At 65.4% G+C, this 22,746-nt stretch carries 16 protein-coding genes and 1 pseudogene; 10 read left to right on the top strand and 7 right to left on the bottom strand.

Annotation, left to right across the window (positions count from 1 at the left end):
• Positions 1–549: 549 nt before the first annotated feature.
• On the top strand, positions 550–7,632 hold the full coding sequence (locus ADADO0_RS10005; RefSeq protein WP_511304983.1) for an autotransporter-associated beta strand repeat-containing protein: 7,083 nt from the start codon (positions 550–552) through the stop codon (positions 7,630–7,632).
• Between the two features lie 459 nt (positions 7,633–8,091).
• Entirely contained in the window at positions 8,092–8,565 is a 474-nt protein-coding gene (locus ADADO0_RS10000; protein WP_511304982.1) for a VOC family protein, read from the top strand.
• Between the two features lie 13 nt (positions 8,566–8,578).
• Here ADADO0_RS10000 and ggt read toward each other — a convergent pair whose 3' ends face one another.
• From ggt to ADADO0_RS09980, 4 genes and pseudogenes are all read right to left on the bottom strand, one after another.
• Positions 8,579–10,345, bottom strand: a complete 1,767-nt coding sequence (ggt, locus tag ADADO0_RS09995; protein WP_511304981.1) for a gamma-glutamyltransferase — start codon at positions 10,343–10,345, stop codon at positions 8,579–8,581.
• 241 nt (positions 10,346–10,586) lie between these two features.
• Positions 10,587–10,932: pseudogene (locus ADADO0_RS09990) on the bottom strand (transposase); the annotation flags it as partial.
• Between the two features lie 197 nt (positions 10,933–11,129).
• Entirely contained in the window at positions 11,130–12,902 is a 1,773-nt protein-coding gene (locus tag ADADO0_RS09985; RefSeq protein ID WP_511304980.1) for an alpha-amylase family protein, read from the bottom strand.
• Positions 12,903–13,172: 270 nt separating this feature from the next.
• Positions 13,173–13,952, bottom strand: a complete 780-nt coding sequence (locus tag ADADO0_RS09980; RefSeq protein WP_511304979.1) for a DUF4394 domain-containing protein — start codon at positions 13,950–13,952, stop codon at positions 13,173–13,175.
• Positions 13,953–14,143: 191 nt separating this feature from the next.
• On the opposite strand from ADADO0_RS09980, the gene ADADO0_RS09975 reads away from it, so the two are divergent.
• Both ADADO0_RS09975 and ADADO0_RS09970 read left to right on the top strand, forming a co-directional pair.
• Positions 14,144–14,704, top strand: coding sequence for a sigma-70 family RNA polymerase sigma factor (locus ADADO0_RS09975; protein ID WP_511304978.1), 561 nt, complete (start codon positions 14,144–14,146; stop codon positions 14,702–14,704).
• The gene (locus ADADO0_RS09970) at positions 14,701–15,519 is read left to right on the top strand and encodes an anti-sigma factor (protein WP_511304977.1); all 819 of its coding nucleotides are present in this window, start codon (positions 14,701–14,703) and stop codon (positions 15,517–15,519) included. The genes ADADO0_RS09975 and ADADO0_RS09970 overlap by 4 nt, the downstream gene beginning before the upstream one ends.
• A 181-nt stretch (positions 15,520–15,700) precedes the next feature.
• On the opposite strand, the gene ADADO0_RS09965 is transcribed toward ADADO0_RS09970, so the two are convergent.
• Together ADADO0_RS09965 and ADADO0_RS09960 are read right to left on the bottom strand one after the other, a co-directional pair.
• Positions 15,701–16,177: a VOC family protein gene (locus tag ADADO0_RS09965; protein WP_511304976.1), complete on the bottom strand. Its 477-nt coding sequence runs from the start codon at positions 16,175–16,177 to the stop codon at positions 15,701–15,703.
• Positions 16,178–16,188: 11 nt separating this feature from the next.
• On the bottom strand, positions 16,189–17,310 hold the full coding sequence (locus ADADO0_RS09960) for a PA0069 family radical SAM protein (RefSeq protein WP_511304975.1): 1,122 nt from the start codon (positions 17,308–17,310) through the stop codon (positions 16,189–16,191).
• Positions 17,311–17,654: 344 nt separating this feature from the next.
• Here ADADO0_RS09960 and ADADO0_RS09955 point away from each other — a divergent pair, with 344 nt between their 5' ends.
• The 5 genes from ADADO0_RS09955 to ADADO0_RS09935 all read left to right on the top strand — a co-directional run bounded on the left by ADADO0_RS09955 (position 17,655) and on the right by ADADO0_RS09935 (position 21,246).
• Positions 17,655–17,807, top strand: coding sequence for an aa3-type cytochrome c oxidase subunit IV (locus ADADO0_RS09955; protein ID WP_511304974.1), 153 nt, complete (start codon positions 17,655–17,657; stop codon positions 17,805–17,807).
• 31 nt (positions 17,808–17,838) lie between these two features.
• Positions 17,839–18,990 (top strand): Re/Si-specific NAD(P)(+) transhydrogenase subunit alpha, encoded by a 1,152-nt coding sequence (locus ADADO0_RS09950; RefSeq protein WP_511304973.1) that lies wholly within the window; start codon positions 17,839–17,841, stop codon positions 18,988–18,990.
• Entirely contained in the window at positions 18,987–19,442 is a 456-nt protein-coding gene (locus ADADO0_RS09945; protein ID WP_511304972.1) for a proton-translocating transhydrogenase family protein, read from the top strand. Before ADADO0_RS09950 ends, ADADO0_RS09945 begins: the two co-directional genes overlap by 4 nt.
• 10 nt (positions 19,443–19,452) lie before the next feature.
• A complete protein-coding gene (locus tag ADADO0_RS09940) occupies positions 19,453–20,850 on the top strand; it encodes an NAD(P)(+) transhydrogenase (Re/Si-specific) subunit beta (protein ID WP_511304971.1) in 1,398 nt (465 codons plus the stop codon).
• A 171-nt stretch (positions 20,851–21,021) separates the two neighbouring features.
• Positions 21,022–21,246: a hypothetical protein gene (locus ADADO0_RS09935; RefSeq protein WP_511304970.1), complete on the top strand. Its 225-nt coding sequence runs from the start codon at positions 21,022–21,024 to the stop codon at positions 21,244–21,246.
• 106 nt (positions 21,247–21,352) lie between these two features.
• On the opposite strand, the gene ADADO0_RS09930 is transcribed toward ADADO0_RS09935, so the two are convergent.
• Complete coding sequence (locus ADADO0_RS09930; RefSeq protein ID WP_511304969.1) at positions 21,353–21,760, bottom strand: tautomerase family protein; 408 nt, start codon at positions 21,758–21,760, stop codon at positions 21,353–21,355.
• A gap of 95 nt (positions 21,761–21,855) precedes the next feature.
• Here ADADO0_RS09930 and ADADO0_RS09925 point away from each other — a divergent pair, with 95 nt between their 5' ends.
• The gene (locus ADADO0_RS09925; protein ID WP_511304968.1) at positions 21,856–22,731 is read left to right on the top strand and encodes a LysR substrate-binding domain-containing protein; all 876 of its coding nucleotides are present in this window, start codon (positions 21,856–21,858) and stop codon (positions 22,729–22,731) included.
• Positions 22,732–22,746 lie beyond the last annotated feature (15 nt).

Below are 22,746 nucleotides of genomic sequence, written 5' to 3'. Positions count from 1 at the left end.
GGTAGTAGCCCAACGGAAGTAGCGGCGATTAAGATTGCTGTCGGTGGCACGATCGGAACAATTGTCAATGATGGTACGCTGATCGCCAACACAGGTATCCTTATCGAATATCAGCCCGGCGCTCAAAGCGTCGGTTACATTGAAAACAATGGTGTTATCCAGGGTGAAAATTCTGGAATCTATATCGGTGCGAATGCGGGAACGTTGACGAACAACGGAACGATCAGCGCTGGCGCCGATATTGTGCGCGTGGATACAAGCATATCCCTCGGCACCCTAGTCAATAACGGACTCATGCAGTCTGCATTTTCGTCGGCCCTTCATGGTCAAGGGTCTATCGGCACAGTTACCAACAACGGCACCATCACTGCCCAATATTACGCGGTATTGCTGGATAACACATCGACGATTCAAAGCTTTTCCAACAAAGGGGCAATTACCGCGATTGGGGGAACTTATACCGCCCCCTCGTCCGGCGCGTTTTTTGCCACTGGCGTCGTTGGGGCTCTGACGAACGAAGGCTTGATTTCGGGTGTCAGCCAAAACGGCGTGGCAAATTTTGGGTCCATCGGAACGCTGAACAATAGCGGCACCATCGAGGGGATCGGGACGATCGCCGGCGTGAGCGGCGGCGTCTGGAACGTCGGAACGATTTCAAGCCTGACCAACGAAGCCGGCGGCGTGATCTTGTCCGACTTTGCCGCAGCTATTCGGAACTCCAGTACTTCGCCGAGCGACAACGGCACCATCGGCACGCTTACGAACAGCGGCATGATCCGCAGTGCGAACGCCACCGCCATCGAGAACTTCGGCACCATCGGCCTGATCGACAACCGCGGTACAATCCAGGGCGCTGTAAGTGCCATCTACAACGAGGCTATCCTCGGGCAGCTTACGAACAGCGGACTGATCGCCGGCGATATCGTCAACAACGCGGCGAGCGACCTCACCATTAGTGGCGGAACCGGCACGATCTTCGGTACGCTGACCGGAGCAAGCGGGAGCGTCACCTCCTCCGCCATCGGCAACATTTCCAGCACGCAGGCCAACATCGTGTTTGTCGGCGGCAACCTGTTGCTGAACGACAGCATCGACGTCACCGGCCATTCGGCAATCAATTCCGGCGCAACGCTCAAGATCGCCAATGACCTCACCCTTCAAGGGACATATGAGCAGACCGCCGGCCTGCTGGATCTCAACGGTAAGACACTGAACCAGGGGGACGTGACGTTCTCTGGCGGAACCATCACGTCCGGTCTTTCGAACGCCACCGGTCTGTTCGCGCAGTCGGGCGGTGTCCTGAGCGCAAGCGTCTCTGCCGACACCTACCAGTTCACTGGCGGCACGGTCACTGCCGGCGGCACCATCACCGCCAGTACGGATTTCGATTTGCAGGCGGGCGGCGACATGACCGCCGTGCTGGCGGGCAGCGGCGACCTGACCAAGTCCACCACCAGCACGCTGATCCTCTCGTCAGCCAACACCTATACCGGCACAACGTCCGTCACATCCGGCATCCTGCGCGCCACCAATGCTTCCAGTCTCGGCGCCACGTCATCGGGCACGACGATCAGCGATGGCGCGACCCTGCAATTGTCCGGCGGCATCGCCATCGGCACTGAAAACCTGACCCTTTCGGGCACCGGTGCCAGCGGGGCAACGGGTGCGCTCCAGAGCATGAGCGGCATCAACAGCCTGGCAGGCGACATTGCGCTGGCCGCCAACAGCCGGATTTCGGTAGATGCCGGCACGCTGACCCTGTCGGGGACATTCTCCCAGATCGGCGCCACTCCGCTGGGACTTGATATCCTCGGGGCCGGCACGCTGGTCCTGTCGGGCCAGAGCACTCTGGCCGCCAATGAACTGAGCGGCGACAGCACCGTCACGGGCGCAAAGCTGGTGGTGAACGGGTCGTTCGGCAGTGCTGCGAGCCTTCTGACCGTCAGCGGCGGCGGCACCCTTGCGGGCGCGGGCACCATCGGCGGCTCGGTGAACATCACCGACGGCAGTCTCGCACCCGGCAACAGCCCCGGCACGCTGACCATCAACGGCAACCTCTCGCTTGCCAGCAGCTCGGTTCTCAACTTCGAGTTCGGGCAGGCCGACACGGTCGGCGGGTCGCTCAACGATCTCGTCGTGGTGCAGGGCAACTTGACCCTGGACGGCACATTGAACGTGAGCCAAGCCCAGGGCGGGACGTATGGGCCGGGCGTCTACCGGGTGATCAGCTACAGCGGCACGCTCACCGACAACGGTCTGGATTTGGGAACCATGCCCGTGGGATCCACCAATACGGTGCAGACCTCGGTCGCCGGACAGGTCAACCTGCTTACCACCGGTTCCATTACTCTGAATTTCTGGGACGGCGATCTCGGCCCCAAGAACAACGGCGTGATCAACGGCGGCAACGGCACCTGGACCGCGGCGACCAGCGGCCCCCATTCGGACAATTGGACCAACGACGACGGAACGGTAAACGGCGCTTATTCTTCGCCCTCTTATGCCGTGTTCATGGCGACGCCCGGTGCGGTAACGGTTGATACCACGGGCGGTCCGGTGACGGTCTCGGGCATTCAGTTCGCGGTGGGCGGATATCAGGTATCCGGCGGCGTCATCACTCTTGCTGCATCGTCCGGCCAGACGGTCATCCGCGTGGGTGACGGAACCGCCGATGGCGCGAGCTATGTCGCGACGATCAGCTCCGTCCTTGCGGGCACGACCGGGCTGGAGAAAACCGATCTCGGCAAGCTCGTTCTGACCGGGGCCAACACCTTCACGGGAGCGACGACGGTTTCGAGCGGCGAGCTGGCGATCGGCGGCGGCGCCTCATTGTCCGACACGGCCGCCCTCACGGTCGCCGCAAGCGCACTGCTGACGCTGATGAATGCGAACGAGACGGTCGGCTCGCTCGCCGGGGCCGGCGATGTGGCCCTGAACAGCTATTGCCTGATCACCGGCGGGTCCGGGGGCAGCACGAGCTTCTCGGGCGCCATCAGCGGGTCGGGCTGCCTGGAGAAGACGGGCGCGGGCGTGATGACGCTGTCGGGTGCCAACACCTTCACTGGCGAAACCACGGTTTCGGGCGGCGAGCTGGCGCTGAGCGGGGGGGCTTCGCTCTCCGACACGGCGCTGCTGACCATCGGCGTGGGTGCGCTCCTGACGCTGACCGACGCCGATGAGACGGTGGGGGGGCTGGCCGGGGCGGGTGATCTCGCGCTCAACGGCTATTGCCTGACCACCGGCGGCAGTGGTGCGTCCTCGAGCTTCTCCGGCGGGATCAGCGGCTCGGGCTGCGTGACCAAGACCGGGACCGGGACGCTGACGCTGACCGGTGTGAACAGCTATAGCGGCGGCACCACGATCTCCGAGGGTGCGATCGAGATCGACAACGCGCTGGCGCTCGGCACCGGTGCGCTGGCGCTCCAGGGCGCGGGCGCGCTGAACGTCACGACGAGCTTCGCCTATGCCAGCGCGATCTCGCTGACCCCCATCGAGGGGTCGGGCGGCGGCACGCTGGGCGTGGCCGAGACCCAGACGCTGACGCTGACCGGGGTGATCTCGGGTGCGGGCGATCTGACCAAGACCGGCGCCGGCATCCTGCTGATGACCGGCCTCAACACCTACACCGGCGCCACCAATGTGGCGGACGGGGAGCTTCGGATCGGCGGCGGGTCTTCGCTGTCCGACACCGCGCGGCTGAGCGTGGCGGCGGGTGCGCTGCTGTCGCTGACCGATGCCAACGAGAGCGTGGGCTCGCTGGCGGGCGGCGGCGAAGTGGCGCTGAACGGCTATTGCCTCACCACCGGCGGGGACGGCAGCTCGTCCAGCTTCTCCGGTGCCATCACCGGCGCGGGCTGCCTGACCAAGACCGGTGCCGGCACGCTGACGCTGACCGGCGACGGCAGCAATTATAGCGGCGGCACCAATGTGGCCGAGGGCACGGTGCAGGTGTATGGCGCCTCGGCGCTGGGCACCGGCCCGCTGGCCCTGACCGGCTCGGGCGTGCTGCGGGCCAGCAACACCTTCACCTATGCCAGCGCGATCAGCCTGGCGACCGGCCTGACCGGCGGGTTCGAGGTGGACGGCACGGCGGAGAACCCGGCGGTCGAGACGCTGACCCTGACCGGACCGATCACCGGGCTGGGCAATCTCAACAAGACCGGCCTCGGCACGCTGGTGATCTCCGGCATCAACACCGGGTCCGGGGCCACCAACGTCACCGCCGGCATCCTGATCGCCGAGGGCGGCAACGCGCTCGGCGATGCCAGCGCGGTGAGCGTCGCGCTCGGCGCGCAGCTGATCATCCGGCCGAGCGGGGCGACCGAGACCGTGGGTTCGCTCGGCGGCGCCGGCGCGATCACGCTGGACGGGGCGACCCTGGCGGCGGGCGGCGACAACAGCAGCACCACTTTCTCCGGGGTGATCTCGGGGTCCGGCGGCCTGACCAAGGCGGGCACCGGGGTGATGACGCTGTCGGGCGCCAACGGCTACACCGGCGACACCAATGTGACGGGCGGCGGCCTGGTGGTGGCGGGGAGCCTGGACAGCGACGTCTATGTCTACGACCAGGCGACGCTGTCGGGCTCGGGCAGCATCAGCAAGACGGTGCATGTGCTCTCGGGCGGCACGTTGGCCGGGGTGCAGGGCAGCGGCCTGAGCATGGGCGCGCTGGACCTGCAGGGCGGGTCGAACGTGAACGTGACGCTGGGGGCGCCGAGCGAGGCGACCACGGTGTTCACGGTGGCCGGCAATGTGACGCTGGACGGCACGCTGAACGTGACGCCGACGCCCGGGTTCGGGATCGGCATCTACCGCATCATGACCTATGGCGGGACGCTGACCGACAACGGGATGGAGGTCGGCGCGCTCTCGGGCGGTCTGTCGGGCGGCATCCAGTCGAGCATCCAGGGGCAGGTGAACCTGTTCGTGGAAGGCCCCGACAGCCCGATCCTGTTCTGGAACGGGTCGAACACGACGCCGACCCAGAGCGTGCTGGGCGGCACGGGAACCTGGACCGCGGGCAGCCAGACCAACTGGATCAATGCCAGCGGGACCATTCCGCGGGCGTGGAACGGCGGGTTCGCGGTGTTCCAGGGCGCGGCCGGCACGGTGACGGTGGACACCACCGATGGCCCTGTCATGGCCATCGGCATGCAGTTCGTGGAAACCGGCTATGTGGTGACCGGGGGTCCGATCGCGCTGACCGGCGGTGCGCCGGTGATCCGGGTCGGCGACGGGACGGAAAGTGGCGCCTCGACCGTTGCCACGATCCAGAGCGTGCTGACCGGCGTGGCCGGTCTTGAGAAGGCGGACTTCGGCACGCTGATCCTGACCGGCGCCAACAGCTATACCGGCGGCACCACGATCTCCGGCGGCACGTTGCAGCTGGGCGACGGCGGCACCTCGGGCGCGGTGCTGGGCGACATCGTCAACAACGCCGCCCTGGTGTTCAACCGGAGCGACGATACCAGCTTTGCCGGCGTGATCTCGGGCACCGGTTCGGTGCTGAAGACCGGCGCCGGCACGCTGGCGCTGACCGGGACCAACACCTATTCCGGCGGCACCAGCATCAACCAGGGCACGCTCCAGGTGACGAGCGCATCGGCGCTCGGCACCGGCGCCCTGACGGTGGGCGGCACCGGCGTGCTGCGCGCCAGCGGCAGCTTCGCCTATGGCAACAGCGTGACGCTGGCGGCGAGCGTCGGCACGTTCGAGGTCGATGCCAGCCAGGCGCTGACCCTGTCGGGCGTGGTGGGCGGCACGGGCGGCCTGACCAAGACCGGGGATGGTCTGCTGATCCTGACCGGCGCCAACACCTATAGCGGCGTCACGACGATCTCGGCGGGCACGCTGCAGATCGGCAATGGCGGCGAGACGGGTGCGATCGTCGGCGACGTGGTGAACAATGCCAACCTGGTGTTCAACCGCTCCGACACCTATGCCTTCACCGGTGCGATCACCGGCGCCGGCCAGGTGACCTTCACCGGCGGGGGCACGGTTGAGTTCTCCGCGCCCTACCAGGGCCCGGTGGCGGTCGACAACAGCTTTGTGCAGCTCCAGGCGGGCTCAACCACGGTCTCGCCGTTCACGGTGAACGCGGGCGGCGTGCTGGGCGGGACGGCGACCATCGGCGGACTGACGGTGAACACCGGCGGCACGGCGGCGCCGGGCTACTCGCCGGGCACCCTGACGGTCAACGGGGCGGTGACCTTCAACGCCGGCTCGGTCTATGCGGTCGATGTGAACACGGCGGGGGCCCACGACCTGATCATCGCCACCGGCACCGCGACCCTGTCCTCCAGCGCCCATGTCGAGGTTCTGGCGGAATACGGGCGCTATCCCGCGCTGAGCCAGATCACCATCCTGACCGCCGCGGGCGGGGTGAGCGGCACGTTCAGCGAGGACGTGACCTCCAACTTCGCGTTCCTGACGCCGCAGCTGACCTATGACGCCACCAACGTCTACCTGACGCTGACCTATACCGGCATCGACTTCGTGGAATACGCGCAGACGCCGAACCAGGCCAACGTGGCTGTGGCGGCGCAGGCGCTGGGCGCGGGAAGCCCGGTGTTCGAGGCGATCTTCGGGCTGGCGGCGAACGAGGTGCCGGCGGCGTTCAACCAGCTCACCGGCGAGATCTATCCCTCGATCAACACGGTGATCCAGCAGGAATCCACGTATCTCAGGGATGCGGTCGGCGCTCGGCTGCGCCAGTCGGTGACGCCGCAGGGCGCTTCCGCGCTGAGCTATGCGGCGCAGGCGGCGGGCCCGGCCAACACCAAGCTGAGCCAGGACCTGACCCCGACGCTGTGGATGCAGGGCTACGGCGGCTGGGGCAATGCCTTCGGCAACACCAATGCGGCCTCGATCTCCAGCACGGTGGGCGGGTTCTTCGCCGGTCTCGACGTCAGCGTGCTGGACAATGTGCGGGCCGGCGTGGTGGCCGGGTTCAGCCAGACCCAGTTCGACGTCGACGCCCGCAACTCCTCGGGCACGATGGATAATTACGACATCGGGTTCTATGCCGGCGGGCAGTTCGGGGCGTGGGCGCTGCGCGGCGGAGCGTCCTACACCTGGCACGACATCAGCGTGTCGCGCTCGATCGTGTTCCCCGGCTTCTCGGGGTCGACCAGCGCCGGCTACACGCTGGGCACGACGCAGGTGTTCGGCGAGGTGGGCTACGACTTCAACATCGGCGCCTATGCGTTCGAGCCGTTCGCGGGCCTGGCCTATCTCAACATCTCGGGCGGAAACCTCGCCGAGAGCGGCCTTGCCAGCAACGGCGCGGGGCTGAACGTGAGCACCGACAGCCAGAACACGCTCTACACCACGCTGGGCATCCGCGCGGCGACCTCGCTGTCGCTGGGCGGGCGGACCCTGACGCCGAGCGCCACTCTGGGCTGGCAGCACGCCTTCGGCGACACCACGCCGACCGCCACCATGTTGTTCCAGAGCGGCGCGACGCCGTTCGCCATCTCCGGCGTGCCGATCGCCGAAAACACCCTGCTGCTGGGCGCGGGCCTCGCCTACGCCCTCTCCGACCTTGCCACCTTGCAGGTCAACTACACCGGCCAACTCGCCGGCGACGCCTCCCAGAACGCCTTCACCGCCCAGTTCTCACTCAAGTTCTGAGCGGGGCGACACAATCTCAATACAGACCCGCCGTGGAAACACGGCGGGTCTGGCAAACAGCCGATACAATTATCGTCTCATGACCCGCAAATTTTGAGACGCTTGCGACCAATAATAAACCAAACACTTAATCGTCTCATTTCTTTTTCTGTATAGCGATTGGCGTATCGCCGGACTTGAGGCCGCTTTGACGTTCGTCTTGCCCTTGAGCGGACCAGACAGGAAGCGCGACCGTTCTCGGAACAGAACCTTTTATTATTGCTGACGCAATTATTGATCCCGCCGACCATGCGGCGCCGAGATCGTTTCCGACCTCACTTGGGCGTCTCTTTTCATCGGACATGTCGGCATGAGCCGGACTGGGACGTCCTCGTCTCAACGGATGGCAAAGGCCGTGCTCTTGCCTTCGCTGGGCCGCGATGGGTCCAATCAGATGAAGCCGGACTTAGAGGAACACCCATGGCAAAGAACACGATCTGCGTCTGGTATGACAAAGACGCCGAGGCTGCGGCCCGCTTTTATGCCGAGACCTTTCCCGACAGCGCCGTGAGCGCCGTCCACCGTGCGCCCGGTGATTTTCCCTCCGGCAAGCAGGGGGATGTGCTCACCGTCGCGTTCACGGTGGCCGGCGTCGCGTGCCTCGGCCTCAACGGGGGTCCCGCCTTCAAGCACACCGAAGCCTTCTCGTTCCAGATCTCCACCGATAGCCAGGAAGAGACCGATCGATACTGGAACGCCATCGTCGGCAATGGCGGGCAGGAGAGCGCCTGCGGCTGGTGCAAGGACAAATGGGGCATATCCTGGCAGATCACGCCGCGTGTGCTGATGGAGGCGCTGGCGGCCGGCGGCGACGAAGCCAAGCGAGCATTCGCGGCGATGATGGAGATGGGGAAGATCGACGTCGCGGTGATTGAGGCGGCCCGGCGCGGTTGAAACCGGCCTTAGATTACGGAGCGATCGCGGCGCCCGCCGGCCGGCGGTTGTCGTTGGCGCCGTAGATCGTATCGGGCGCCGGGCTCCAGAGCCGCAAGGTGTCGGCTCCGGACCCGGGATGCTGCTGGCTGTGGACGCCGGGCCTTGGAAATTGAATGGCCTCCACGGCGCTCCAGGGCCGCTGCACCACCACCTCGTGCCCCTTCTCCCTGAGCAGGCGCACCGTATCGGGCGACAGCGCATAGGGCTCCGCGTAGATCACGTTCGGCAGCCATTGGTGGTGGATGCGCGGGGTGTCCACCGCTTCCTGGATGTTCATGCCGTGGTCGATGACGTTGACGATGGTCTGAACCACCGCTGAGATGATGCGCGAGCCGCCCGGAGACCCCAGCACGAGGAAAGGCTTGCCCGCTTGCAGGACGATGGTCGGGCTCATGGAGGAGAGCGGCCGCTTGCCGGGTGCGATGGCGTTGCGCGCACCCTGGACCAAGCCGAAGGCATTGCCGGTGCCGATCTTGGTGGTGAAATCATCCATGGTGTCGTTGAGGAAAACCCCGGTGTCCGGTGCCATCACCCGCGCCCCGAAATAGGCGTTGAGCGAGGTCGTGACGGCAACCGTATTCCCCGCCGCATCCGCGACCGAATAATGCGTGGTTTCGGTGCCCTCGTGGGGTGCGGCGCCCATGTCGTCCTGCGATGAGGCCGCCGCCCGCTGCGGGTCGATGCGGGCGCGGATCGCCGCCGCATAATCCTTTGACAGAAGCCGATCCAGCGGATTTGTGCCAAAGGCCGGATCGATCAGCACGGAATTGCGATCGATGAAGGCGTGGCGCATGGCCTCCGCCATGAGATGGACCGTATCCGCCGCGCCGTGGGTACCGGTAAGCTTGTAGCCTTCGAGGACGCTCAATATCTCGCAGATCGCGGTGCCTCCCGCGCTGGAGGGCGCAGCGGTGAGGAGTTCGTAGCCGCGATAGGCACAGCGCAGCGGCGGCCCGACCCGCACCGCATAATCGTTGAAATCCTTTTCGCCCAGTATGCCCCCCGCCGCCGTGCTCGCGGCGGCGACGCGGCGCGGAAATTCCCCCGCATAGAAGGCGGAAGGCCCCTGCGTAGCAATGCTGGACAGGGTCTGCGCGAGGTCGCTCTGGACCAGACGGTCACCGGCTTTCAGCGGCTCGTCATTGCGGAGGAAAATCGCCGCGAGAACCAGATTGGCGCGAAAATCCGCCGTTCCCGTCCTGAGGATGGCGGCATCGCCGGGCGAGAGCAGGAAGCCCTCTCGTGCCAGCGCGATGGCGGGCGCCATGACTTGTGCGCGGGACATCGAACCCCACCGCTCAAGCGCCGTGTCGAGCCCGAGCACCGTGCCCGGCACGGCCACCGCCCGCCACCCCCTGAGGCTGGCACCGGGGATGATGTTGCCATTTCCGTCGAGATACATGCCGGGCCGGGCCGCGCCCGGAGCGGTCTCGCGGAAATCGATGAAATTTGCAGTGCCGTCTGCCTGCCGCACCACCATGTATCCGCCGCCGCCGAGATTGCCGCAGCAGGGATGGACCACGGCGAGCGCGTAGCCCATGGCCACGGCGGCATCCACCGCATTCCCGCCCTGGCGCAGGATATCCGCCCCTACCTTCGCCGCCAGCGCCTGCTCGCTCACCACCATGCCGTCTCGCCCCTCGACCGGAACCGGCGAGACGGCAAAAGCCTGGAGGCTTGAGGCGAGCAGGATGACCGCCACGCGGACGAAATGGAGGATGGCGCTGAAACACGTCATGAGGAAAACCGTCGCGGAAGGCCCGATGCCTTGGAATGTGATGATCGCCTCAGCCCTTCGGGGACCGTTGCGTTATTCCCTCTCCTGCTTGCGAAAGGTTGGCTTGCGCTGGCGGCTGGTGTTTGTGCGGACGTCATAGGGGTGTATCCCCCGCCACGGAGCCGGGGGCTGAGGCGGCAGGCGGATTTTCCGTAGGGGATAGGCACGTTGCTGGTGCTCGCATCAGGCAATGCGCGCAGCGCGCTGTGCGCAGGTTGTAGGCGATGGCAATGAGGTGGAGGTGGAAAGCGCCTTCTGTAAGGCCTCAATAGCGCATGCGCCGCAGCCCAATGCCCTTTGAGGACCGCGAATGTCCGCCCGAGGATGCGCCCGATCAGCCGGTTGCGCACCCTCTGCCAATGCGGCAGCGCCGCTTGGTGCTTGTTGCGGCGATGCTGCATGCGGTCCTTGATGTCGGGGATCTTCAGCTCTGCACGGCGCGCATGCTTGTCATAGGCCTTATCGGCGTAGACCGCGCCCTCGTCGCCCAGCACCACATCGTCCGCGACCTCGCTCTCCACCGCCTTGGCCGGCGCTAGACGGCGGCTACACTCGATCAGAGCCAGGATGCGCTCCAGCCGCCCATTGCGCCCAAGTCCCGCTGCAAGAAATCCATCCGCAAAGCTCAACTGCTAAATCCCATCCACTCCCGTTGGCGCGGAAGTGAATCATAAATCAAAGAAAAAACCAGTCTTCCAGAGATCTCGCTTGCGGGAGAGGCGATGGCAAGCGTGGTCAATTCCCCTCACACCTTCACAGGCTTGCGCGGACGCTTTGGGGCGCCGCTTGATCCCGGCACGGGGCCACCGATCTTCGCGGGGCGCTGGGGGCCGCAGGCCCAGTCGCCTTCTGGGATGCCGATGTCGCTGCGCTTGAGGAGATAATCCAGGCCGCCGATCCGGTACCAGCGATAGCCATAGCCTTGCAGGCACAGGCGATGGCGACCGTTCTTGCCCGCGGTGGAATGATCGTCGGAGCGCACCTCGATCAGCGAGTTCGCCTCCGGCTCATTACCGACCTTGATCTCCACCTCAAGCGGCGCATGGGCGAAATTGTGCACCAGTAAGACGCCGTTGTTGCGCCAGTCGTAGCGTATGGCCAGAACCGAGGGGTGCCCGGTATCCAGGATGGTGAAGTCGCCCCAGCCGATCTCCGGCATTTCCTTGCGCATGCGGATCATGCGTTCCATCCAGTTGAGGAAGGAGTTGGGCTGGCGCCGCTGCTCGGCGACGTTCACATGCTTGAACCCGTAGGGTCCCTCTGAGATCACCGGCAGCAGCGGCGTGTCGCCTCGGGTGAAGCCGGCCTGCGGCTCGGCGGACCACTGCATGGGCGTGCGGGCGCCGTTGCGTTCCGGCAGGGTGAGGTCGTCGCCCATGGCGATCTCGTCGCCATAGCGCAGCACCGGCGTGCCCGGCAGCGAGAACATCATGGAATAGGCCAGTTCCAGCCGTTCCCGGTCGCCGTCCAGCATGGGCGCGAGGCGGCGGCGGATGCCCCGGTCGTAAAGCTGCATGTCCTTCTCGGGGCCGAATTCCGCGAACACCTTCTTCTGCTCGTCCGGCTTCAGGCGGCCGAGATCCAGCTCATCGTGATTGCGCAAGAACTGGCCCCATTGGGCGGTGGCCGGGCGCCCCTTCGTTGCCGTCATCGCAGCCTTCAGCGGGCCGGCGTCGCCAGAGGCCAGTGCATAGAAGGAGGACTGGTTGACCTGGAAATTGAACATCATGTGCATGCGGTCGCCGTCGGCGCCGAAATAGTCGAAGTTCACCTCCGGCAGCACGTTGGCTTCGGCCAGCACGATGCAATCGCCCTGGCGCCATTGCAGAAATTCGCGAAAGGTCCGCAGCAGGTCGAAGCGTTCCTTCGCCTTCTTCACGTCCGCGCCCTTCTCGGCGATCACGAACGGCACGGCATCCATGCGGAAGCCGGAGACTCCAAGCTCGATCCAGAACCCCATGATCTTCAGGATTTCCGCCACCACCTGCGGGTTCTGCGTGTTGAGGTCCGGCTGGAAATCGTAAAAGCGGTGGAAATAATAGGCACCGGCCTGTTTATTGAGGGTCCATGTGGACTTTTGCACGCCGGGAAACACCATGCCCTCTTCGGCGTTTTTGGGCTTGGTCTTCGACCAGACATACCAGTCGCGATATTGCGAGGCGGGATCGGCGCAGGCCTGCCTGAACCAGGGGTGTTCGTCGGAGGTGTGGTTCACCACCAGATCGATCAGCACCCGCATGCCGCGCTGCTTGGCGGCGTGGGTGAATTCCACGAAGTCGCCCAGAGTGCCGTAGCGCGGATCGACGCTGTAATAGTCTGAGATGTCGTAGCCGTCGTCGCGGCAGGGCGAGGCCTGGAACGGGGCGAGCCAGACGGCATTGACCCCGAGGCCCTGGAGATAATCCAGCCGGCGCATCAGGCCGGGGAAGTCGCCGATGCCATCGCCGTTGGAATCCATGAAGGTCCCGACATTCAGCGAGTAAAGAACAGCGTTCTTGTACCAGAGGTCGTTGATCATGAACCGCTCCCTGTGTTGCGCCGCAACGGGCAACACGGCGGGGCGGGCCAGGGTTCCGCGAAGGGTTCCTGCGGGGTGGGAAGAAGGAACGGGGGTGGGTCGCTCCAGGCCCCCGCAATGCCCCCTCCCAACCCTCCCCCGCAGGCGGGAGAGGGCTTTCGCGTTGGTCTGGCGGTGAGTGCGTCCCCTCTCCCGCTTGCGGGGGAGGGCTAGGGAGGGGGGCTGCGGTGCGCTAGAGAATGCGCCCGCGCAGAGCTGGCAACAGAAGGATCACATGGCCTTCGGCAGCACCGCGATGTCGCGGACGGTGCCCTTCACGCCGGTGATCTTGGCAGCGGCCGTGCCCTTGCCGGTGGCGAGATCGACGCTGTAGAGCGTGTCGCCGGACATCAACCACGCGGAATTACCGCCATTGCCGTCCGAGACGATATCGAACGCCGCGCCGGTGCCGGACATGCCGAGCTTGCCGACCGTGTTGAGCACGCCGTCATTCGGCGGGGCCTGCTTCAGCACCGTGCCGGTGGCGTCGATGTCGAACAAGGCGGTTTCCTTCGCGCCCTTCATGGAATTTGTGTAGGCGCCGGCGACCACGCTGGGCTTCATCTCCTTCATGGCATCGGTGCCGGCGAAGTTGAGATTGCCGTCGCGCGTGACCTTGCCGTCATCCACATTGGCGCGGAGATTGGTGCCGTCGCTGCCCATGATGCGCAGGCGGTCGGCCACCGGGTTGAAGTCCACCGTCGCCATCACGCCGGCCGGCAGCATGCTTTCCAGCTTGGACTTCTGCGTGGCCTTGCCCGTGGCGGTGTCTACCGTGACCACGGCGCCGTCGTCGATCACCGCATAGAGCATCCCGTCGGCGGGGCGCACGTCGATGCCCACGACCTTGCCGGAAATGCCGGTGATCTTCCAGGTCTTCTCAACCTTCTTGGCGCTGGTATCGACGATGGCGATGGTATCGTCGCCCACCAGGGCCGCGACGGTTTCGGCGCGTGCGCCGGCGACAGCCACGGTGGCGAGCAGCGAAGCGATCAGGGTCTGTCTCAGCATGTTCGTGTCTCCCGAAATGATGCCGGCCTGTTCGCCGGTCAAAGGGGTTACACAGCGAGACGGCGGGCGGATGCAGCTGAGGTGAAAAAAACTTCGATTAAAAAATTCACCGCGAAAACCGCTTCGTGATGCATCCCGCGCGCCCTCTCGCGTGTAGGATTCCGCAGAGGCAATAAGGACGACATATGCAGATGGCATCGGCGAGCGCGACACCGGAGGGCTTCGACATCGAGGCCGCGCTCCTGGCATGCGCGCGCGGCGAGCGGACCGCGCTGCAATCCATTTATCAGCGCGAAGCCGCCCAGATGCTGGGCGTGGCACGCCGCCTGCTGCGCCGGCAGGCGCTGGCGGAAGAGGCGGTGCATGACGCCTTCGTGCTGGTGTGGCGGCAGGCGGCGAGCTTCGACCGGACGCGCGGCGGCGGGCGCACCTGGATCTACGCGATCCTGCGCAACCGCTCGCTCAACATCCTGCGCGGCGAGAAGCGCACCGACCTGATCGAGGATTACGAGCCGCTGGGCCTGGAAAGCGAGGACGAGAGCCCGGAGGGCACCGTGCTTCGCCTCTCCGAGAACGGCCGCCTCAAGACCTGCCTTGAGACGCTGGAGCCGCTGAAGCGCACGGCCATCGTGCTCGCCTATACCAACGGCCTGACCCACGGCGAACTGGCGGGGCGCTTCGGCGTGCCGCTCGGCACCATGAAATCCTGGATGCGCCGCTCCCTCCTCTCGCTCCGGGAGTGCCTGGCATGAGCGCGCAGAGCCTCTCACCGGATGATTTCGATCGCCTCGCCGCCGAGCATGTGCTGGGCCTGCTGGGCGCCGACGAGGACAGCTTTGCCGAGACCCTGCTGGCGTCGGACCCTTTGTTTCGCGCGGCGGTTGATTCCTGGCGCCAGCGGTTCGCAGAACTCGACACCACCGCGCTGCCGCTTGAGGCCCCCGACGCGCTGCTTCAGCGCATCACCGCCACCCTCGACACGGTGCCGGCGGCGCCGCAATCGGCGGCTGAACAATCCATTTCCCAACCCGACATCATTGTCGGGACGCGGACTCCTGCGGTGCCGCCGCCCCCCGCGGCCCTTCTGCCGCCGATCCCACATCCCGCCGGCGCGTTCGCCGCTTTGTGGCGCAGCCTCGGCTTCTGGCGCAGCGCCGGATTTGCTGGCGCGGCGGCGACCGTTTTGCTGGCGCTTGGCGTGACCATCGGGCCGCTCGGCAAGGGACCGGCGCCGACCTTCGTCGCGGTGCTGATGAGCCCGCAGGGCGAACCGGCGGCCGTGGTGAACGCATTCGCCAATGGCACGGCGGAACTGATTCCCTTGCGCACCATCGCCGTGCCCGAAGGCCGGACCCTTGAGGTCTGGACCCTGTGGGACCCCGCGCGCGGCCCGGTCTCGCTCGGACTGAGCGGCGAGGCGCGCACCATCCGCCTCGACCTCAAGAACCTTCCGCGCACCGCACCGGACCAATTGTTCGAGATCACCCTGGAACCGAAGGGCGGCTCACCCATCGGCCGACCCACCGGGCCGGTGCTGATGAAGGGGACCACCAGCGTGGCGCTCTGAGGCGTGCTTGCGTGATGCGGGCTCCCTCTCCCGCTTGCTGGGAGAGGGAATGACGCAACGGTTCTCGATGGCCCAAGCGGGCCTTCTTATAGGTGTTGATCCGAAAGCGGGCTCAGGGTTGGTGGGTCCACAATCTGACCTCTCCCGAAAGCAACGCACGCATCCAAGGCAGAGACGTGGTCTACGCCTCCATCACCAGGCAGCCCCTGTCGTCGAAAGCGACGAACGGGTTGAACGCCACTTCCCAGATATGCGCGTCAAGGTCGGCGAAATAGCCGGCGTAGCCGCCCCAGAAGGTCTTTTGGGCGGGCTTCACGATGCGCGCGCCGAGCGCTGCGGCGCGGGCGAGAAGCGTGTCCACATCCGCTTCGCTGTAGAGGTTGCAGGCGAGGGAGATGCCGGCGAAAGCCGTCGGCGGTGTATCCGCTACACCCGAGTCGGCGGCAAGGTCGGCGCGCGGAAACAGCGACAGGATCACCCCGCCCGCTGCGAAGAAGGCGACGCCTTTCGAGTCCCAGGCGCGGCGCGGCAGGCCGAGGCCGGTATAGAAGGCGATGGCCCGCTCAAGGTCCGCGACGCCCAGCGTTACCAAAGTGAGCCCAAGTGTGGGCGCCGGAAGTGTGGGCACCGGATTGGCGGAAGACGGCGTTTCCTCCATTTGAAATCCTTTCAGAACAGGGACAATTGCTCGCCCGGTTGGGCCGGCATGCGGAAATGCGCGGTGGTCAGCTTCAGCCCCCGCCCGGTGAGGCCGAGCCGGCGCGCCGCGATTTCGAAGCGCCGGCCGATGGTCCAGGCATAGGGGCCGATCCCGCGCCCACGCGTACCGAAGCTTGAATCATAGTCCTTGCCACCGTGCATTTCGCGCACCAGCGCCATCACATGACGCGCCTTGTCGGGAAAATGCGTCACCAGCCATTCGCGAAACAGGTCCGCGATCTCCAGCGGCAGGCGCAAGGTCACATAGCCGGCCTCTGTGGCGCCGGCAGCGTGGCCCGCGTCGAGAATGCGCTCGATCTCCATGTCGTTGAGCGCGGGGATCAGCGGGGCGCTGAGAATGGCGGTGGGGATGCCGGCATCGCTGAGCCGGCGGATGGTCTCCAGGCGGCGGCCGGGCGAAGCGGCGCGCGGCTCCATCAGCCGGGCCATCCTGTGGTCCAGCGTCGTCACCGAGATCGCGACCTTCACCAGCCCGCGCTGCGCCATGTCGGAGAGAATATCGATGTCGCGGGTGATCAGCCCTGACTTGGTGACGATGCCGACGGGATGGCCGAACTCGCGCAGCACCTCGAGGATGCGCCGCGTCACCTCGTATCGCTTCTCGATCGGCTGGTAGGGGTCGGTATTGGTGCCGATGGCGATGGTGCGCGGCTTATAGGCGGGATGGGCCAGTTCGCGTGCCAGCAATTCGGGCGCATCGGGCTTCACGAACAGCTTGGTCTCGAAGTCGAGCCCGGCGGAAAGCCCGTGATAGGCGTGGGTCGGACGGGCGAAGCAATAGATGCAGCCGTGCTCGCAGCCGCGATAGGCATTGATGGACCGATCGAAGGCAATGTCGGGGGACTGATTGCGGGTGATGATGGTGCGGGCGCGCTCCTCGGTCACTTCGGTCGTGAACGGCGGCAGGTCTTCCAGGCTCTGCCAGCCATCGTCGAACAGGATGCGCGCGGCGGGCTCGTAGCGCCCCGCTGCGTTCGAGGTTGCGCCCCGTCCGCGCCGCCGCTCCACCTCGACGCTGCTGCCCCGATCCGGGCTGCCGCCGGGGTCTTCCAGCGGTGGCTTGGGCGGCACAATGGCGCGCTCATCCCTAAGCCGGCCAAGGATGCGCTCCGCCTGCGTCTTTTTTTTCGGATCCGGCGTGGCAGGGCCACGCAGGCGTGCAGTTCCGTTGCGTTGCAACAGAGGTTGGGCGACCTTTACGGTGCGCGCAGTGAAATGCTTCGATTCATGAGGTGAATCCATGATTTCAATGTAATGGAAGGATCGAACAAAACAAGAACAAACAGATAAAATCGCGGCGCCCAGACGCGCTTGAAATCACTTGGATTTGGTATACTGTCGACCAGAGCGAGTTGCCACAGGTGCCCTTCTCAGCTAAAGGGCCAGAGCGACCGCACGCTAGGGGAAATGCCGCAATGTCCGATCACGGCACGCTGGAATATGCCACCGCCGAAGGCAATGATTACGAACAGCACCTTCGCAGCTATGAGTTGTTCATCAGCCTCACGAAATGGTGCACCATTTCGATCGTCGTGCTGATGGTGCTCATGTGGATCTTCCTCCTCTGAGAAGCGCCCCTCGGGCTCCGGAGACGTTTTCATGAAAATCGCTGTCCCCGCCGAGGTGGATCTCGGCGAGCCGCGGGTCGCTGCGACCCCGGATACGGTCAAGCGCCTGGTTGCCCTTGGGGCGACCATCGCGGTTCAGACCGGCGCCGGCCTCAACTCAGGCATCGTCGATGCGGATTATGTTGCCGCTGGCGCGGAAATCGCCCAGTCGGCACAAGACGCGCTGTATGGCGCGGACGTCGTGCTGAAGGTGCGCCGGCCGACCGAATCGGAAATTTATGCCTATAAGCCCGGCGCGATCGTGCTCGGCATCATGGACCCCTATGGCAATGAGTGGGCGCTCCAGTCGCTCGCCAATGCGGGCCTCTCGGCCTTCGCCATGGAACTGATGCCCCGCATTACACGCGCGCAGGTCATGGACGTGCTCTCGTCCCAGGCCAACCTTGCCGGCTATCGTGCCGTCATCGATGCCGCCGCCGAGTTCGGGCGCGCGCTTCCCATGATGATGACGGCGGCGGGCACCATCCCGGCCGCGCGCTGCTTCGTCATGGGCGCGGGCGTCGCCGGCCTCCAGGCCATCGCCACCGCCCGCCGCCTCGGCGCCGTCGTGACCGCGACCGACGTGCGTCCCGCCTCCAAGGAGCAGGTGGAATCGCTCGGCGCCAAGTTCGTCGCCGTCGAGGACGATGAATTCAAGCAGGCTGAGACCTCCGGCGGCTACGCCAAGCCCATGTCGGCGGAATATCAGGTGAAGCAGGCCGCCCTGGTGGCCGAGCACATCAAGAAGCAGGACATGGTGATCACCACCGCCCTGATCCCCGGCCGCCCGGCGCCGAAGCTGATCTCCGCCGCCATGGTGGCCAGCATGAAGCCCGGCTCGGTGCTGGTGGATCTCGCGGTGGAGCGCGGCGGCAACGTCGAAGGCGCCGTCGCCGGCCAGATCACCTACGTGAACGGCGTGAAGATCGTCGGCTACCTCAATGTCGCCGGCCGCATCGCCGCCTCCGCCTCCCAGCTCTATGCCAAGAACCTCTATGCGTTCCTGGAAACCATGATCGACAAGTCGTCCAAGACGCTTGCCGTGAAGTGGGACGACGAACTGGTCAAGGCGACGCTGCTCACCCGCGACAACGCCATCGTCCACCCGAACTTCGCCCCCAAGGTTGAGGGAGCCGCACAATGACCACCGTCGCAGCCCAGACAGCGGTGGATGCCGCTTCCCAGGCCCGTGCCGCAGCCGATATCGCGCGGCAGGCCGCCGAGGCCGCGCAGATTTATGCCGACCAGGCCGCAACCGCGTTGGGCGCCGCCGCCCACGCCGCCACCGGCGGGGCGATCGACCCGTTCGTGTTCCGCCTCTCCATCTTTGTGCTGGCGGTGTTCGTCGGCTATTACGTGGTGTGGTCCGTGACCCCCGCGCTCCACACCCCGCTGATGGCCGTCACCAACGCCATCTCCTCGGTGATCGTGGTCGGCGCGCTGCTTGCGGTGGGTGTTTCCACCGTCGGCACCGACGGCCACTCCTGGGGCGCGCGCATCTTCGGATTTATCGCCCTTGTCTTTGCCTCGGTGAACATCTTCGGCGGGTTCCTCGTGACCAGCCGAATGCTCGCCATGTACCAAAAGAAAAAGTGAGGATCGCGCGATGAACGCAAATATCGCCGCCCTGCTTTATCTGGTCTCGGGCATTCTGTTCATTCTGGCGCTGCGTGGGCTCTCGCATCCCACGACGTCGCGCCAGGGCAATATGTTCGGCATGGTGGGCATGACGCTCGCGGTGCTGACCACCCTCGCACTCTCGCCCCCTTCCGACCTGTTCGGCTGGGTTCTGGTGATCGCCGGCATCGGCCTCGGCGGTGCCATCGGCGCCGTGGTGGCGCGGCGCATCGCCATGACGCAGATGCCGCAGCTGGTCGCGGCCTTCCACTCGCTGGTCGGCCTCGCGGCGGTGCTGGTGGCGGCGGCGGCGCTCTATGCCCCGGCGGCGTTCGGCATCGGCGTGCCCGGCGACATCCATGGCGCGAGCCTGGTGGAAATGTCGCTTGGTGTCGCCATCGGCGCGATCACCTTCACCGGCTCGATCATCGCCTTCGCCAAGCTCAACGGCAACATGTCCGGCAAGTCGATCATGCTGCCGTCGCGGCACCTGATCAACATCGGCCTCGCCGTCCTGCTGGTGGTGCTGATCATCGCCTTCGTGAAGACCGGCTCGATCACGCTGTTCTGGATCATCACCATCGTCTCGCTGGTGCTGGGCGGCCTGCTGATCATCCCGATCGGCGGCGCCGACATGCCCGTGGTCGTCTCCATGCTCAACTCCTATTCGGGGTGGGCGGCGGCCGGCATCGGCTTTACGCTGGGCAACACGGCGCTGATCGTCACCGGTGCGCTGGTGGGCTCCTCGGGCGCCATCCTGTCCTACATCATGTGCAAGGGCATGAACCGCTCCTTCATCTCGGTCATCCTCGGCGGCTTCGGCGGCGAGGTTGCCGGCGGGGCTGCGGGCGCGGTGGAAACCCGCCCGGTGAAGCATGGCTCGGCGGAAGATGCCGCCTACATCATGAAGAACGCCCAGAAGGTCATCATCGTGCCGGGCTACGGCATGGCGGTGGCCCAGGCTCAGCACGCCCTGCGCGAGATGGCCGACAAGCTGAAGGCCGAGGGCGTCGAAGTGAAGTACGCTATCCATCCGGTGGCGGGCCGCATGCCGGGGCATATGAACGTGCTGCTGGCGGAAGCCCAAGTGCCTTACGATGAGGTGTTCGAGCTTGAGGATATCAACTCGGAATTCGCCCAGGCGGACGTGGCCTTCGTGATCGGCGCCAACGACGTCACCAACCCGGCGGCGAAGACCGACCCCACCTCCGCGATCTACGGCATGCCGATCCTGGATGTGGAGAAGGCCAAGACAGTTCTGTTCATCAAGCGCGGCATGGGCTCGGGCTATGCCGGCGTGGAGAACGAACTGTTCTTCCGCGACAACACCATGATGCTGTTCGGCGACGCGAAGAAAGTCACCGAGGAAGTCGTCAAGGCGTTCTGATCACGCCCTCATAGTACCGCCTCAAGAAAAGGGCCGCCCGGCAACACGCCGCGCGGCCCTTTTTTATGCGGCTTATGCTGGTTTCCGATAGAGGGACTCTTTTGCGGTTGCGCGGCCCGTGTAAGATAAACGAATCACTGCATTCGACGAGGGGGACTCGCGATGGCAAACATGAAGATCCACAGCCTGAGCATAGACGTGGTTCAGGACAAGGCGGTGATTTCCTTCGTAAAACCTGGCGTGACGCCAAGTCTTCTGAAGTTGACCAATGTGCATGTCAGTTGCCCGCTTCCCGCCGCCGGCGAGCAAGATGCCGACCTGCGGCAAGCGACAATCGCGCAGGCGCGCCTCGCCCTTCAGGAAGCCATCCGCATCCTGGACCATTCGCACGCCTGAGGCTTTTCAGGCTGCCTGAGCCGATCATCGCTGCGGCGCGGTTCGGCTCGCCTGCGAGCGCCCCGACGGGTGGGCTCTGCAAAAACCGATCACGCGTCTTCAGCTTTCAAGCCACCTTCAGCTTGCGCTCGACATAGCGGCTTTCCTGCGTGCGCCCACCGTAGCCGTAGGCGTCCGCCTTCACCTCGCGCACATAGATGTAGCTCTCGTGGTGAAGCGGGCCGAGCAGCCCTTCCATGGCAGCGAAGACTGCGGCGAGATAGGCCGCCTTCTCATCCTTGGTATTGGTGCCGTCCACCACCACGATATCCAGCCAGAAGCTCGCCAGGTTCGCCGCCGCAAGGCTGCGAACACCGACGAACCAGTGTTCCGCCGGCTGGAACGCGATGGCGATGGAGGTGAGGGTCGGGTCCTTGCGCAGATGCTGCGCCGTAAGCTCCGAAAGCGTCTGCGCCACCTGCTCGGCGCGGGCCGTATCTGATGTGCCTGAGAGGGTGACTTGAAGAATGGGCATCGGTGCGTCTCCGTTTGTGTGAGAGAAACCTAAGCCCGGCACACACTTGAGAAAAATTGATTTATTGAAATCGACGATTTCGATATGCTCATAGAATGATCCGCAATCTTGATCTCGATCTGCTCCGCAGTTTTGCCGCCGTCGCGGAGCTGGGCTCCATTTCCGCCGCCGGCCAGCGGGTCGGGCGCACCCAGTCCGCCGTCAGCCTGCAGATGGACCGGCTCGCGGAATCCCTCGGCTTCGCCCCGCTGGAACGCAAGGGGCGCGGCGTGGTGCTCACCGCCCGAGGCGCCTCCTTCCTGGACGATGCGCGACGCCTGCTGGACCTGAACGACAGGATCTTGGGCCAGCATGTCCATGGCGCCTATGCGCAGCCGCTGCGGCTCGGCTTCCTTCAGGATCTTGGGGAAGTGGCGATGCAGCGCATCCTGGCGCGGCTCGGCGGGCTGTTCCCGCAGGCGCCCATAACCGTCCGTGTCTGCTCCACCATCATCATGCTGGACAAGCTGCACGCCGGCGATCTCGACCTCGCGGTGGGGTTCCGGATGGACACAGATCTACCCACCACTATTCTCGCCCGCGAGCCGATGCACTGGATCGCCGCCCGCCACCTGCGCCTCGCGCCGGAGGAGCCGGTGCCGCTGCTGCTGTTCGAGGCGCCTTGCGTGTTCCGGGCCGCCGCCGTGTCGTCGCTGACCGCTGCGGGACGCGGGTTTCGCGTCGCCTTCACCAGCCCGAGCCTTCCGGGCCTGATGGCGGCGGTGGGCGCGGGGCTCGGCGTCACCGTGCGCTCGCCGCGCGCGCTGCGGCCGGATCTCGCCATCATTACCGATCAGAGCATGCCGGTGTTGCCGGACGTCGAGTTCGCCCTATACGGCCGCACCGAAGTCGCCTCCCCCGCGCTCAGGCAGGTGGAAGAGGTGATTTTCGAGGAAGTGAAGCGGGAACGTACGCTGTTCGCGGCGGCGTGAGGCTGACTGGGTACT

The organism is Aquabacter sp., assembly GCF_965279295.1.
Lineage (GTDB): Bacteria > Pseudomonadota > Alphaproteobacteria > Rhizobiales > Xanthobacteraceae > Aquabacter.
Note: the sequence above shows the minus strand (reverse complement) of the source record. Positions and strands in the feature narration are given on the sequence as shown.

Excerpts from the sequence above, each read along its gene's own strand:
- ADADO0_RS09985 (WP_511304980.1), bottom strand. The coding sequence starts at position 12,902 with ATGATCAACGACCTCTGGTACAAGAACGCTGTTCTTTACTCGCTGAAT.
- ADADO0_RS09930 (WP_511304969.1), bottom strand. The coding sequence starts at position 21,760 with ATGCCCATTCTTCAAGTCACCCTCTCAGGCACATCAGATACGGCCCGC.
- ADADO0_RS09940 (WP_511304971.1), top strand. The coding sequence starts at position 19,453 with ATGAACGCAAATATCGCCGCCCTGCTTTATCTGGTCTCGGGCATTCTG.
- ADADO0_RS09955 (WP_511304974.1), top strand. The coding sequence starts at position 17,655 with ATGTCCGATCACGGCACGCTGGAATATGCCACCGCCGAAGGCAATGAT.
- ADADO0_RS09945 (WP_511304972.1), top strand. The coding sequence starts at position 18,987 with ATGACCACCGTCGCAGCCCAGACAGCGGTGGATGCCGCTTCCCAGGCC.
- ADADO0_RS09970 (WP_511304977.1), top strand. The coding sequence starts at position 14,701 with ATGAGCGCGCAGAGCCTCTCACCGGATGATTTCGATCGCCTCGCCGCC.
- ADADO0_RS09965 (WP_511304976.1), bottom strand. The coding sequence starts at position 16,177 with ATGGAGGAAACGCCGTCTTCCGCCAATCCGGTGCCCACACTTCCGGCG.
- ADADO0_RS09925 (WP_511304968.1), top strand. The coding sequence starts at position 21,856 with ATGATCCGCAATCTTGATCTCGATCTGCTCCGCAGTTTTGCCGCCGTC.
- ADADO0_RS10000 (WP_511304982.1), top strand. The coding sequence starts at position 8,092 with ATGGCAAAGAACACGATCTGCGTCTGGTATGACAAAGACGCCGAGGCT.
- ADADO0_RS09980 (WP_511304979.1), bottom strand. The coding sequence starts at position 13,952 with ATGCTGAGACAGACCCTGATCGCTTCGCTGCTCGCCACCGTGGCTGTC.
- ADADO0_RS09975 (WP_511304978.1), top strand. The coding sequence starts at position 14,144 with ATGGCATCGGCGAGCGCGACACCGGAGGGCTTCGACATCGAGGCCGCG.
- ggt (WP_511304981.1), bottom strand. The coding sequence starts at position 10,345 with ATGACGTGTTTCAGCGCCATCCTCCATTTCGTCCGCGTGGCGGTCATC.
- ADADO0_RS09950 (WP_511304973.1), top strand. The coding sequence starts at position 17,839 with ATGAAAATCGCTGTCCCCGCCGAGGTGGATCTCGGCGAGCCGCGGGTC.
- ADADO0_RS09935 (WP_511304970.1), top strand. The coding sequence starts at position 21,022 with ATGAAGATCCACAGCCTGAGCATAGACGTGGTTCAGGACAAGGCGGTG.